At 62.6% G+C, this 11,786-nt stretch carries 13 protein-coding genes and 3 tRNA genes; 4 read left to right on the top strand and 12 right to left on the bottom strand.

What is annotated here, in order from left to right:
- Positions 1-220: 220 nt before the first annotated feature.
- The 12 genes from rplL to Q0K12_RS11485 all read right to left on the bottom strand — a co-directional run bounded on the left by rplL (position 221) and on the right by Q0K12_RS11485 (position 5,746).
- Positions 221-610, bottom strand: coding sequence for a 50S ribosomal protein L7/L12 (gene rplL, locus Q0K12_RS11540; RefSeq protein WP_297227635.1), 390 nt, complete (start codon positions 608-610; stop codon positions 221-223).
- Between the two features lie 50 nt (positions 611-660).
- Entirely contained in the window at positions 661-1,185 is a 525-nt protein-coding gene (gene rplJ, locus Q0K12_RS11535) for a 50S ribosomal protein L10 (RefSeq protein ID WP_297263101.1), read from the bottom strand.
- A gap of 152 nt (positions 1,186-1,337) precedes the next feature.
- The gene (gene rplA, locus Q0K12_RS11530; protein ID WP_296304482.1) at positions 1,338-2,045 is read right to left on the bottom strand and encodes a 50S ribosomal protein L1; all 708 of its coding nucleotides are present in this window, start codon (positions 2,043-2,045) and stop codon (positions 1,338-1,340) included.
- A gap of 109 nt (positions 2,046-2,154) precedes the next feature.
- Entirely contained in the window at positions 2,155-2,577 is a 423-nt protein-coding gene (gene rplK, locus Q0K12_RS11525) for a 50S ribosomal protein L11 (RefSeq protein ID WP_296304483.1), read from the bottom strand.
- Between the two features lie 51 nt (positions 2,578-2,628).
- On the bottom strand, positions 2,629-3,201 hold the full coding sequence (nusG, locus tag Q0K12_RS11520; protein WP_297263098.1) for a transcription termination/antitermination protein NusG: 573 nt from the start codon (positions 3,199-3,201) through the stop codon (positions 2,629-2,631).
- An 8-nt stretch (positions 3,202-3,209) separates the two neighbouring features.
- Positions 3,210-3,449, bottom strand: a complete 240-nt coding sequence (secE, locus tag Q0K12_RS11515) for a preprotein translocase subunit SecE (RefSeq protein ID WP_297263096.1) — start codon at positions 3,447-3,449, stop codon at positions 3,210-3,212.
- 24 nt (positions 3,450-3,473) lie between these two features.
- Positions 3,474-3,550 (bottom strand) — tRNA-Trp (locus Q0K12_RS11510).
- 41 nt (positions 3,551-3,591) lie between these two features.
- Entirely contained in the window at positions 3,592-3,741 is a 150-nt protein-coding gene (gene rpmG, locus Q0K12_RS11505) for a 50S ribosomal protein L33 (protein WP_296304486.1), read from the bottom strand.
- A 4-nt stretch (positions 3,742-3,745) separates the two neighbouring features.
- Positions 3,746-4,939 carry an elongation factor Tu gene (gene tuf / locus Q0K12_RS11500; RefSeq protein ID WP_296304487.1) on the bottom strand — a complete coding sequence of 398 codons (1,194 nt, stop codon included), beginning with the start codon at positions 4,937-4,939 and terminating at the stop codon, positions 3,746-3,748.
- A 137-nt stretch (positions 4,940-5,076) separates the two neighbouring features.
- A tRNA-Gly gene (locus Q0K12_RS11495) sits at positions 5,077-5,152 on the bottom strand.
- Positions 5,153-5,287: 135 nt separating this feature from the next.
- Positions 5,288-5,373, bottom strand: a tRNA-Tyr gene (locus Q0K12_RS11490).
- Positions 5,374-5,542: 169 nt separating this feature from the next.
- Positions 5,543-5,746 carry a dual CXXC motif small (seleno)protein gene (locus Q0K12_RS11485; RefSeq protein ID WP_297263094.1) on the bottom strand — a complete coding sequence of 68 codons (204 nt, stop codon included), beginning with the start codon at positions 5,744-5,746 and terminating at the stop codon, positions 5,543-5,545.
- A gap of 126 nt (positions 5,747-5,872) precedes the next feature.
- Here Q0K12_RS11485 and Q0K12_RS11480 point away from each other — a divergent pair, with 126 nt between their 5' ends.
- From Q0K12_RS11480 to Q0K12_RS11465, 4 genes are read left to right on the top strand one after another with little or no spacing between them, the layout of a single operon-like run.
- Positions 5,873-7,084, top strand: coding sequence for an NAD(P)-binding protein (locus Q0K12_RS11480; RefSeq protein ID WP_297263092.1), 1,212 nt, complete (start codon positions 5,873-5,875; stop codon positions 7,082-7,084).
- Positions 7,077-9,341 carry a hydrogenase iron-sulfur subunit gene (locus Q0K12_RS11475; RefSeq protein WP_297263091.1) on the top strand — a complete coding sequence of 755 codons (2,265 nt, stop codon included), beginning with the start codon at positions 7,077-7,079 and terminating at the stop codon, positions 9,339-9,341. The genes Q0K12_RS11480 and Q0K12_RS11475 overlap by 8 nt, the downstream gene beginning before the upstream one ends.
- 56 nt (positions 9,342-9,397) lie before the next feature.
- A complete protein-coding gene (locus Q0K12_RS11470) occupies positions 9,398-10,681 on the top strand; it encodes a 4Fe-4S dicluster domain-containing protein (protein ID WP_297263089.1) in 1,284 nt (427 codons plus the stop codon).
- A gap of 1 nt (position 10,682) precedes the next feature.
- The gene (locus tag Q0K12_RS11465) at positions 10,683-11,363 is read left to right on the top strand and encodes a hypothetical protein (RefSeq protein WP_297263087.1); all 681 of its coding nucleotides are present in this window, start codon (positions 10,683-10,685) and stop codon (positions 11,361-11,363) included.
- Positions 11,364-11,786: the final 423 nt, after the last annotated feature.

The following is an 11,786-nucleotide window of genomic DNA, read 5'->3' as shown; positions in this document are numbered from 1 at the left end:
AAAGGCAAAAATTCCAGTTAAGGTGCGCCTTATATCCCCGCCCTGAAGGGCGAGGCTTTACGGCGCGCTGGGTAAAAAACACATGCCGCATTTTCCCGGCATGCTGTGTTCCTCTTAGTTACATCGGCAGAATATACTGATTGCATATACTCCGAAAATAAAAAATAAAAAAGGGCGGGGATAAACCCCACCCTTGAACAGCAGCGAACTGCGGAAGCAACTACTTGATTTCGACAGTAGCGCCGGCTTCGGTGAGCTGCTTCTTGGCTTCTTCGGCTTCTTCCTTGGACACGCCTTCCTTGAGGGTGGAGGGGCAGCCGTCCACCTTTTCCTTGGCTTCCTTGAGGCCGAGGCTGGTAAGGGCGCGAACCACCTTGATGACGCCGATCTTGTTGGCGCCGGCGTCCTTCAGGATGACGTCGAATTCGGTCTTTTCTTCAGCGGCTTCAGCGGCGCCACCAGCGGCGGGAGCAGCCATCACCATGGCGGCGGCGGGGGCGGCGGCGGAAACGCCGAACTTCTCTTCCAATTCCTTGATGAACTCGGAGAGTTCCAGAACGGTCATGTTGGAGATAAACTCGACAACTTGTTCTTTGGTCACGTCAGACATGGTATTCTCCTGAAATCTTTGGCAATTTGTTGAAGTTCAGACTGTTTGCCCTAGGCAGCCTTGGCCTTCTGCTCTTCAATGGCCTTGAGAGCATACAGCATGCCGCGAATGATGTTGGCGAACAGAGACACAAAGTTGGTGGGCACCGCGTTCATGGTACCAAGGACCTGACCAAGCAGCTGTTCCTTGGACGGGAGCGTCGCCAGCGCTTCAACCTGGGCAGGAGTCATTTCCTTGCCCTCAAGGCTGGCAGCGCGCATGGAGAAGAGCTTGCTCTTCTTGGCGAATTCACTCAACGCTTTGGCCACCGCCACCGGGTCATCGAATCCAAGGGCAATGGCGCAGTTTTCATGGAACTTGTCCTTCACCACGTCATGCGGCCCACCGGTGAACGCAATCCGAGCCAGGGTATTTTTGACGACGTAGTATTCGCCGCCAGCCTTGCGCAGGCTGTCCCTGAGGCTCGTCAGCTCTTCCACCGTCATACCCTTGAAGTCGGTCAGCACAGCGAAAGAAGCGTTGTCGGCTCTGCCTTTGATCGCTTCAATGACTGCTGCTTTTTGAGACCTATCCACGTGATACTCCTCACGTTGGGGTTGCCGTGTGGAATGCCGAGCCAAAGATAGTCTGGACAGGATGATTAAAGAGAACTCTCCCTGTCGTCTTCGACTCGAAATCCCTTGCCTTAGCCGACAGCTGCCGGGATGATCCGGCAGCTTCCGAAGGACTAGCCTTCGAGAAATTTCTTGACCTGGGTCATGTCGATCTTGAAGCCGGGGCCCATGGTGGTGGAGACCGCCATGGAGAGCATGTAGGTGCCCTTGGCGCCGGAGGGCTTCAGACGATTGACCGTTTCGAGCAGGGCCTTGAGGTTGCCAAGAATCTTCTCGCTACCAAAGGAGACCTTGCCCAAGGGAGCGTGCAGCACGCCGGCCTTGTCGACCTTGAAGTCGACGCGGCCAGCCTTGAGTTCATTGACGGCCTTGGCCACATCGAAAGTAACGGAGCCCGTCTTGGCGTTGGGCATGAGGCCGCGGGGGCCAAGCTGACGGCCGATCTGGCCCACAAGAGCCATCACGTCGGGGGTGGCCACGGCGGCGTCGAATTCGAGCCAGCCTTCCTTGACCTTGGCCACGAGGTCTTCGGCACCCACGATGTCCGCACCGGCGTTCTTCGCTTCGGCCTGCTTTTCACCCTTACAGAACACGGCGACGCGAACCGTCTTGCCCAGACCGTGAGGCAGGGTGACGGCGCCGCGCACCATTTGGTCGGAATATTTGGGATCGACGCCCAGCCGGATGGCCACGTCGACCGTTTCATCAAACTTGGCAAAGGAAGCGGCAAGCGACTTGCTCACGGCGTCTTCGATGCTGAAGCGCTCCTGCAGGTTCACCCCTTCCAGCGCCTTACGAAAATTCTTTCCATGCTTGGGCATGATAGTATCCTTATCGTCTTATCTCCTGCCGAAAGCTCATCTTGCGTGAGTTCGGCAGTACAATTGATGCAAACGCGGGCGAGCGCATCGCCCCGGGAAACAAACTTCCCTACTTGACGTCAATGCCCATGCTGCGCGCCGTGCCCATGATGGACTTGACGGCGGCTTCCAGATCGACGGCGTTGAGATCCGGCAGTTTCAGCTTGGCGATCTCTTCGATCTGCGCCATGCTGAGGCTGCCGACCTTTTTGCGGTTGGGTTCGCCGGAACCCTTTTCGATCTTGGCGGCTTTCATGATCAGCACGGAGGCCGGGGGCGTCTTGGTGATGAAGGTGAAGGAGCGGTCAGCGTACACCGTGATCACCACGGGGATGATCATGCCCTTCTGGTCCTGGGTACGAGCATTGAACTCCTTGCAGAAGCCCATGATGTTCAGACCGTGCTGACCAAGCGCAGGACCGACCGGCGGGGAAGGATTGGCAGCACCGGCAGGAATCTGCAACTTGATTTTGGCGACTTCTTTTTTGGCCATGTTCTGTTGTCCTTTTGTCTCCGGATACAGGGTGAGGCATCCGGATCTTTGCTAGCCCTTGGAAACCTGCACGAAATCCAGTTCCACCGGCGTCTGACGGCCGAAGATCGAAACGGAAACGCGCAGCTTGCCCTTGTCGTAGTTGACGTCTTCCACAACGCCGTTGAAGCCGCCGAAGGGCCCGTCGATAACGCGCACATCATCGCCGCGATCAAAGTTGAACTTGGGTCGCGGCGTTTCCTGACGGCTCTCCATGAGGGAGAGAATGCGCTCGGCCTCACTGTCGCGCATGGGAGTCGGACGGTTTTTCCCGCCCACGAAGCCTGTAACTTTGGGGATGGATTGCACCAGATGCCAAGAAAGATCCGTCATGATCATCTTGACCATGATGTACCCAGGATAAAACTTGCGGGTTGTGGTACGCTTTTCCCCGCCCTTGCCAAGTTCCATCACCTTTTCGGTCGGAACGATAACTTCCTGAATGAGGCCCTCATCCTGACCGGTGCGGATCATCTCGTTGATGGTCTTCTGCACGCGCTGCTCGAAACCGGAGTAGGTGTGCACGATATACCAGCGAGATTTCTTGCTCAGCTCGGAATTCTCGTCGATGACAACTTCATTCATGGGAAGCCTCAGGCCAGGATATAGGTAATAAGATTGGAGAGTACCAGATCCACAACCCCGAGCACGACCGCCATGAGCGCCACGATAATCAGGACCATGAGCGTTGCCTTGCGGGTGTCCTTGGCGGACGGCCAAGTGACCTTGCGCAGTTCAGCGCGGGAGTCTTCCACATATTTCGTGAAACGGGCTACCGGGTTGCCTGCGCTTTCCGCCTTGGTCTCGGAAGGTTGTGCCGCTTTCTTTGCCATGATGCCTACCCAAAGATATAGAAATGGCAGGGCAGGAGGGATTCGAACCCCCAACTTGCGGTTTTGGAGACCGCCGCTCTAGCCGTTAGAGCTACTGCCCTGCGTACCGTCCGGGGGGATTATCCCCCCGGCGGAAGAATTGTTACCTGGTTTCCCGGTGCACCGTATGTTTCTTGTCCCAAGGACAATACTTCTTCACTTCCAGACGGCCCGTGGTATTACGCTTGTTCTTCACGGTGCTGTAGTTACGGCGTTTGCACTCGGTGCAGGCCAGAATGATGTTCACTCTCATGGCACTACTCGATGATTTCGGTCACCACGCCGGAACCCACGGTGCGGCCACCTTCACGGATGGCGAAGCGCAGACCGGCTTCCATGGCGATGGGGGCGATCAGTTCCACGATGAACTGGCTGTTATCGCCGGGCATGACCATTTCCACGCCTTCAGGCAGGTTGATCACGCCGGTGATGTCGGTGGTGCGGAAGTAGAACTGAGGACGGTAGCCGGAGAAGAAGGGGGTATGACGGCCACCTTCGTCCTTGGACAGCACGTACACTTCAGCCTTGAACTTCTTGTGGGGCGTGATGGACTTGGGAGCGGCAAGAACCTGACCGCGTTCCACTTCGTCACGCTTGGTGCCACGCAGCAGAGCGCCGATGTTGTCGCCGGCCTGACCCTGGTCAAGCAGCTTGCGGAACATTTCCACGCCGGTGCAGGTGGTCTTGGCGGTGTCCTTGATGCCCACGATTTCCACTTCGTCGCCGACCTTGATGATGCCGCGTTCCACACGACCGGTCACCACGGTACCGCGGCCGGAGATGGAGAACACGTCTTCGATGGGCATGAGGAAGGGCTTGTCGATGTCGCGCTGCGGTTCAGGAATGAAGTCGTCGCAGGCCTGCAGCAGGTCGATGATGCACTTGGCTTCAGGCGCATTGGGATCGTCGCATTCCAGAGCCTTCAGAGCGGAACCACGGATCACCGGCACGTCGTCGCCGGGGAAGTCGTAGGAAGAGAGCAGTTCGCGCACTTCCAGTTCCACCAGTTCAAGCAGTTCTTCGTCGTCGACGAGGTCGCACTTGTTGAGGAAGACCACCAGCTGCGGCACGCCCACCTGACGGGCAAGCAGGATGTGTTCACGGGTCTGGGGCATGGGACCGTCAGTGGCGGCCACCACGAGGATACCGCCGTCCATCTGGGCAGCGCCGGTGATCATGTTCTTGATGTAGTCGGCGTGACCGGGGCAGTCCACGTGCGCATAGTGGCGCTTGTCGGTTTCGTATTCGACGTGGGCGGTGGCGATGGTGATACCGCGTTCCTTTTCTTCAGGAGCCTTGTCGATTTCGTCGTAGGAGATGAACTTGCCTTCGCCCTTCAGACCGGCGATCTTGGTGATGGCGGCGGTCAGGGTGGTCTTGCCGTGGTCGATGTGACCGATGGTGCCGATGTTCACATGGGGCTTTGTGCGTTCGTATTTTTCCTTGCCCATTGTGCGTCTCCCTGGAGAATTTTTTTGCGTTTAAGTATTTGATACCAGAGCATCCCGCGTTCACGGGACACCCGCATAATCCCTGTTTGCCAGGGAACGTGCTTGACGGGAAAAACAACTGTTGGGAAACGCAGGAATGGAGCGGGAAACGGGATTCGAACCCGCAACCCTCAGCTTGGAAGGCTGATGCTCTAGCCGTTGAGCTATTCCCGCATACCGGCGATGCTCGTTTGACGGTTGGCCTTCCGAGTCCTCTCGGCTTGAGCTCCCAACCGCTGCACCGTAGTTCCCGACAGTCACCTGTCTCCTACAGTCAAGGCAGTTTTCCAATACAGCCACAAAGCAATGTGGTGGAGGGGGGTGGATTTGAACCACCGAAGTCTTACGACGACAGATTTACAGTCTGTTCCCTTTGGCCACTCGGGAACCCCTCCACAGTCATCTTGCATCAGCAGATGTGCAGTGGGCTGCGGCGGCGCTTTCGGCGACACACTCGCAGCAACGATGCTTTTAGGCGAATCCGACCCGCTTGGCAAGTCTTTTTTTCGCTTTTTTTGCTTTTTTTATTTTTTTTATTTTCATCATATCGATTTTACTGATTTTTTAAATTCTGTCCAAATACAGTCCCTCCAGGAATCGTTCCAGCGCTTCGTCCGCCCTGGCTATGAACGGCTTGATATCGAAGCGTTGCCGGCAGTGCTGGCAGAGCATGTGCGCCTCCCGGCAACTCCGCTCCACCAGCAGCGCCTGCCCGCACTTCGGACATGGCAGCGTCGTTTGCGCCTGTCGCGCGGCAAAGTAGCCCATAGGGCACCTCCTTTTTGTCCGAAGCTCCCTTTTTACGCACCATCTGTCAAGGATGCCGAGCTTTCCGCCCTTTCCCGCGCCTTGCCAAACGCCCCCCCATTGAGTAAGGTGCCCTCACTTCTGCCTATGAAAGATATCGCTCATCTTTTTTCCCCGTCAGCCACGCTCGCCGTTCTTGGGGGCGGCATTTGCGGATTGACGGCTGCTGTCGAGGCCGCCGAGTGCGGGATCTCCACGCATCTCATCGAGATCTCCCCTCAGCTTGGCGGGCGTGTCCGCTCTCTGGCCAGCTATTTCCCCAAACTCTGCCCCCCCTCCTGCGGGCTTGAGCTGCTGACGGCCAGGCTGCGCCGTCAATCGCGCCTCACGCTGCATCTTGCCACACGCCTTGTGGGGTATGCCCATGCGGAGGGGCGTCACACGCTGACGTTGCAGGCATGCGACCCTGCTGATGCGGCCGTATCGTCCGCTCTTTCCACGCTCCGCTGTGATGCCGTCATCATCGCCACCGGCTGGCGACCTTTTCCGCTGGCCGCGCTGGCGGAGCGCGGCGCCGTGCACCCTCTCTGCCTGTCCAATATGCAGCTCGAGCATCTGCTTTCCCCCGACGGGCCGTCCGGCGGCATCCCTGTGCGACCCGATACGGGCACGCCGCCGCGACGCATGGCATTCATCCAGTGTGCGGGCTCGCGCGACGTCAATCACATGTCGCACTGCTCCGCCGTCTGCTGTTCCGCCACGCTCAAGCATTGCCGGCTGCTGCTGGAGCGGCTCCCGGATCTGCATATCGACGTCTACTATATGGACCTGCGGACTCCCGGACGACTGTTTGCCCTGCGGGAGGCTCTGAGCGGATATGAGCAGGCGGGACGCCTGCGTTTCCTTCCCGCCCGGCCGTTCCGGGCCGTTCCTGACGGGCGGGGCATGCGTCTGCCGGCGGAAAACACCCAGACCGGCGAACATCTGGCGCATGCATACGACCTGGTCGTCTGGGCGACGGGCATGCGCCCCAGTCTTTCCCCGCACGACATGCCGCCGGCCGCCGCTGCCCGGCCCAATCTGCCCGAGGGCTGGCAAGGTCCGCTCCTGCCGCAGGCCGAGTCCCTTCCGCTGCCGCTGCTTCTGGACCGGCAGGGTTTCGTCATGGAACGGGAAGAAAGCGGCCTTTTTGCGGCGGGTTGCGCCGTCAGGCCCATGAATGTCGCCGACAGCGTGCGCTCGGGCGCGGCTGCCGTCACCCGGGCACTGGGCTACCTGCACCAGCGGATGGATGCCGCCTCCCGGGCCGGCGCGTCCGAAACGGAGCGCACAGCACGCGAAGGGAGGGACCATGCCTGAGCGTCCAGGGATCTTTTTGCTCGCCTGTCCGGATGGCGAGGCGCTGACCGCCGGCCTGACCTCGCGCTGGGGCGGACGCGCGGTCGTCTTTTCGCTGGACAGCCTTCCGACGGCCGACGATATGGCGGCGCATCATCAGCGGCATGGCCTGGATGCCCTGCTGCTGGTCAGCGATACGCGGACGCTTTCTCTGCCGGCGGAATACGCTCTTCCCCAGTGGCTTGCGCCCGACGGCACGCGCCTTCCTCTGCACAGCTGTACGCTGCCCCCTTTGCCGTCAGGCCCCGCGCTTGAACGGCAGCATGCGGCGCATCTGCGGCGCAGCGTCCTTTACGCGCCGTCCGCCGGACCGGAGTCGGCGGCGCCCACGCCCGACCAGACGCTGGAGGCCGCCCGCCACGCCCGCGAGGACGCCTTGCACATGGCCGTGGCCCGCCTGCTGGCACAGCAGCCTGTGACACTCCAGCCCCTGCCGTCGTCCAGCTTCCGCCTGCTGATCCTCGGCGGCGGCTGGACTGGCCTTGCCGCGGCCCAGGCCGCCGCCGGTTGCGGCCTGTCCGTCCTGCTGGTCGAAAAAAGCGATACGCTGGGCGGGGCGGCGCGCTTCCTGCCGCGGGAACTCCCCTGCGCCGCTCCCTGGGATGAAGAGATCCCCTTGCGCCTTGAGGAGCGCATACAGGCCGTGGAAAACGATCCGTCCATAGACGTCATCCGCGGTGTGGAGCTTGCCGCTCTGACCGGACAGCCCGGCGACTTCCAGGCGACGCTGAGCGACGGCAGCCGCCACGCCTGCGGGAGCGTGCTGCTGGCGACCGGCTGGCAGCCGTCGGATCTGTCCGTCCTGCCGGGGCTGGAAGACTGCCCGAATATACTGACGGCGGGGGACTTTGCCCGGCGCTTCCAGGAGGGGCGGATCCCGGCCGCGCACATCGTTTTTCTTACGGATACGGAGGCCTTGGAGCGTCAGGCCCTCGACCGGGCGACGGAGGAAGAGCTGCCGCTCCTGCAGCGCCGTCTGCGCCAGCTCCGCGCCTCGCATGCCGTCAACAGCCTCGGCATGCTCCGTCTGGCGCGCGCCGTGGCGGAACGCTTTCCGGCGCAGCGTCCGGCGAGTACCCTGCTCTTCCGACAGATGACGCTCCCCGGCATCCTGGAACGCTACTACCGCAAGGCACAGGCGCATCCGGCGCTGCGTCTCGCGCGTGGCGAAGCGCTGGACATCGCCGCGGATGCCGCGGGCATCCGCCTGCGTTTCCGGCAGGCGGGCCTGGGCGGACGGGACGGCATCCGGGAAGTGACGGCGGATCTGCTCGTCCTGCCGGAGAGCATGCCTCCCGCCGGGGACGGCATCCCTTTGCCGGTCCAGGAAGGCAGCCGGGCGGCCATCCTGCCCGAATGCAGCCGTTTTGACGGTTACGCGGCCTCCAATTTCATCTGTTTCCCCTATGAGACGCGCCGTACGGGCATTGCCGCCGCCGGCTGCGCCCGCGAGCCCCAGACCCTGGCCAGCTGCGCGGAGGACGCCCAGGGCGCCGTGCTGGCGCTGCTGCGGGACATGCGCGCGGCGGCGCAGGGTCTTGCGCCGCATCCCCGCAGCGGGGACGGCGCTTGTCCGCAGTTCGAGCTTGCCCGCTGCACGCGCTGCAACCGCTGTGTGGAAGAATGCCCCTTCGGCGCGCTGGAAGTGGATGCCGACGGCCTGCCACGGCATTACCCGGCCCGCTGCCGCCGCTGCGGCACCTGCTTCGGGGCCTGCCCCGAGCGCGTCATCTCGCTGGCCGGCCATGACATGCGCATGGGTCGCGACATGATGGAGGCCATCTCCCTGCCGCGCGTCGAGGCCTGTCCCCGGCCGCTGGCCCTGGTGCTGGCCTGCGAAAACGATGCCCTGCCGGCCCTGCAGGCCGCGCAAGCCCGCTGGGGCGCGCATCCGGCCGTACGCATCATGGGGGTCCGCTGTCTGGGATCAGTCAACATGCAATGGCTGGTGGACGCCCTGACCAGCCAGTATGACGGCGTTCTGCTGCTGGGCTGCGCCGACGGCGAGGATGCGCAATGCCACTTCGGCGCCGGTTCGGCGCTCTGCCGCCAGCGGCTGCATAATCTGGCGGAAAGTCTTCGGGAACGGGGACTCGATGCCCGCCGTGTGCGACTGGAACCCACCGCCCGCGATGAGGCCGCCGTCCTGCCTGACCGCATCGATCACTTTCTGGAATGTCTGGCGGCGCTGGGGCCCAATCCCTTTGTCCGGGCCTGAGGGCCGGACGCGCCTCCCGCCCTGCCGCAGCCGCCCTAAACATGCAAGGAAACCTCATGCCCGTTGCCGCTGAAGCTCCCTCCCCCGACCACTGCTCCTCCGACGCCGCCCGCCTGCTGCAAGACGCCGGCGACAAGGCGCTTGCCTGCCTGCAGTGCGGCATGTGCGGCGTCGTCTGCCCCCATGCCGCCAGCGTCTCGCCGTGGCCGCGCAAGGAAATGCTCTGGCTGGCCTGGGGCGAACAGGACCGCCTGCACCGGGATCCGGACATCTGGCTCTGCCGCGACTGCGGCCACTGTTCGCAGCTCTGCCCGCGCGGGGCCGATCCCGCCGCGGTCATGGCCGCGCTGCGTGCCGCGGCCTGCCGGCGTCTGTCCGGCGGGTTGCCGTCCGCCGGGCGGCCTGCCTGGCTGGAGGCCTGGGGGCTGCCGCTGCTGGGACTGGCCGGCTGGGTCCTGATCTGGCTGATACGCTTCCTCCAGACCGGGACATGGTTCCCTGTCGTCCGCACCACGCCGGATGCGTCCGGGATCCTCTTTGCCGCCCTCTATCCCGTGGGCCTCATCGACGCGGTCTTTCTGCTCACGGCGCTGGGCGTCCTGCTGATCCTGGGCCGTGGCGCGTACCGCCAGCGGCAGGCCTATGCCCCGGCCGGCAAGCTGCTGCGCCTGGGCCCGCGGACATCCGCCCTGTCCGACCTCTGGGCGGTCCTGCGGGACGGCCTTTCCGGGCAGGATTTTGCCCGCTGCCGCCTCGCCGAAGTGGTCCCGGAGACGATCCCGGCAGAGGAAAAAACGACCGACGACGCCCTGCGGACGCCGCCTGATGCGGACCACCACCAGCGCCGGGGCCATATCCTACTGACGGCCTCCCTGCTCGTCCTGGCGGCGGTCAGCGGCTATGTGGCCGTGGGCCACTGGGCCGGACTGCTGGGCTGGAGCTGGGCCTTCGCCACGCCTCTTCCCCAGCTCAATCCGATAAAGCTGGTCGCCAATCTGGCCGCCTTCACCCTGCTGCTGGGCCTCTGGCATCTGTGGCGTCGCCGCCATGCGGAGCAGCGCCATCGCCGCCTCCTGCCGCAGGGCAGGCGCATGCTGCTCCTGTTCTTCGGCATCACCCTCAGCGGGCTGGCCGCGCAGTGGCTGCGTCTGGCCGGCATGCCGGCGGCATATGCGGTCTATACCCTGCATCTGGCGCTGGTCTGGGCGCTGTTTGCCGGGCTGCCCTGGTCGCCGCTGGCGCATCTGGTCTACCGCACGTTTGCCCTGTTCCATGTACGCCGTTACGGACGCTGCCGTCCGCACACCTTTTCCGCCTCTTCCGACGCAAAGGACGCCTGATATGGCCTGCCCTCCCATCGAACGTCTCATCGTGCCCCTGGAAGACGTGCTGGCGCTCTGCACCGCCGCTTCCGCCCCTGCCGCTCCGCTGTCGCCCTCCCTGCGGGATCTGCTCCGCTTCCTTCTGCAGCGCCATGATCTGAGCGATGCCACCCTGGACTGCCTGCGCCCCGCCGCCGTGGCCTGGCTGGTCTGCCTCCGCCCGGAGCTGTCCCAGCTGGACTGGGCGACCGCGGCGGATGATGCCGCCGGACAGCGGACTCTCCTGTCCATCGCCCGTCGCCTGCTTTCGGCAGACGCCGTATCCCTCATGCCGCTCCAGGGGGCATTGCGCCAACTGGCCCATACGCACGCCGACCTCTGGGAAGAACGCCTCCGCAACGAGCAGGCCCTTGCCGGACAGACGGCCCGACAGGCCGTACGGCTGGAAGAACTGGAACCGGCGGCCGCCGAACTGCTGCTGGAACAGCGCAAGCTCGAAGCGGCCCAGGCGGAAGTTCGGCAGGTTCGCAGCAGTCTGCGCGCGGCTGAGGATGAACTTGCCCAACTTCGCCGTCAGATAGAGCATCTGCAGCAGGCCGCACGCACGGCGCCTGCCGCTCAGGAGGCCGCTCCCGCTCCCGTCGAAGACGAATTCGGCTTTGGCAGCAGGCCCGCCGACGGCCAGGGATTCGGTTTCTAGGCTCAGGGCCCGTTATCAGGCAATACGTCCAGATAGGATTATTTTCATAGCCAGTTGTAAAATAAACACTTATCTCACTGACGAGGTATTTCGCTTCAGGGCCTGTTAATACAACAAGTTTTGCAAATAATTTAGCATATAAGGCAAACAAACTGAACGCGCTCCGCTTGCCTTTTGGGGCGGGCTTGCCTCGTACCCCTGTCTTTCCCTGGTAAAAGCGCACGGGGGAAGGGATGGGGGGCTTGGGGGGAAGGATGACAAGAACGCCTTTTCTCGCTTCGCTGCGAAAAGGCTGGGCCCTCCCGCGCCGGCGGCGACCGAAAGGCGGCCCGGAGGGCCGTGTCCGTTAGGGTCAGGACTCATTAAAGGTAAAAAATGACAATGGCAGCAATATGGATTGCCGAAAGGAATGTATGGGCACAG

This window comes from uncultured Desulfovibrio sp. (genome assembly GCF_944324525.1).
Lineage (GTDB): Bacteria > Desulfobacterota > Desulfovibrionia > Desulfovibrionales > Desulfovibrionaceae > Desulfovibrio.
The sequence above is the reverse complement of the archived record's forward strand: the minus strand, read 5'-3'. Positions and strand labels throughout refer to the sequence as shown.

What these genes read in the sequence shown, in the direction of transcription:
- Q0K12_RS11470 (WP_297263089.1), top strand. Translation starts at nt 9,398, where the DNA reads ATGCCCGTTGCCGCTGAAGCTCCCTCCCCCGACCACTGCTCCTCCGAC.
- rplA (WP_296304482.1), bottom strand. Translation starts at nt 2,045, where the DNA reads ATGCCCAAGCATGGAAAGAATTTTCGTAAGGCGCTGGAAGGGGTGAAC.
- tuf (WP_296304487.1), bottom strand. Translation starts at nt 4,939, where the DNA reads ATGGGCAAGGAAAAATACGAACGCACAAAGCCCCATGTGAACATCGGC.
- rpmG (WP_296304486.1), bottom strand. Translation starts at nt 3,741, where the DNA reads ATGAGAGTGAACATCATTCTGGCCTGCACCGAGTGCAAACGCCGTAAC.
- secE (WP_297263096.1), bottom strand. Translation starts at nt 3,449, where the DNA reads ATGGCAAAGAAAGCGGCACAACCTTCCGAGACCAAGGCGGAAAGCGCA.
- Q0K12_RS11465 (WP_297263087.1), top strand. Translation starts at nt 10,683, where the DNA reads ATGGCCTGCCCTCCCATCGAACGTCTCATCGTGCCCCTGGAAGACGTG.
- Q0K12_RS11475 (WP_297263091.1), top strand. Translation starts at nt 7,077, where the DNA reads ATGCCTGAGCGTCCAGGGATCTTTTTGCTCGCCTGTCCGGATGGCGAG.
- Q0K12_RS11485 (WP_297263094.1), bottom strand. Translation starts at nt 5,746, where the DNA reads ATGGGCTACTTTGCCGCGCGACAGGCGCAAACGACGCTGCCATGTCCG.
- rplK (WP_296304483.1), bottom strand. Translation starts at nt 2,577, where the DNA reads ATGGCCAAAAAAGAAGTCGCCAAAATCAAGTTGCAGATTCCTGCCGGT.
- Q0K12_RS11480 (WP_297263092.1), top strand. Translation starts at nt 5,873, where the DNA reads ATGAAAGATATCGCTCATCTTTTTTCCCCGTCAGCCACGCTCGCCGTT.
- rplL (WP_297227635.1), bottom strand. Translation starts at nt 610, where the DNA reads ATGTCTGACGTGACCAAAGAACAAGTTGTCGAGTTTATCTCCAACATG.
- nusG (WP_297263098.1), bottom strand. Translation starts at nt 3,201, where the DNA reads ATGAATGAAGTTGTCATCGACGAGAATTCCGAGCTGAGCAAGAAATCT.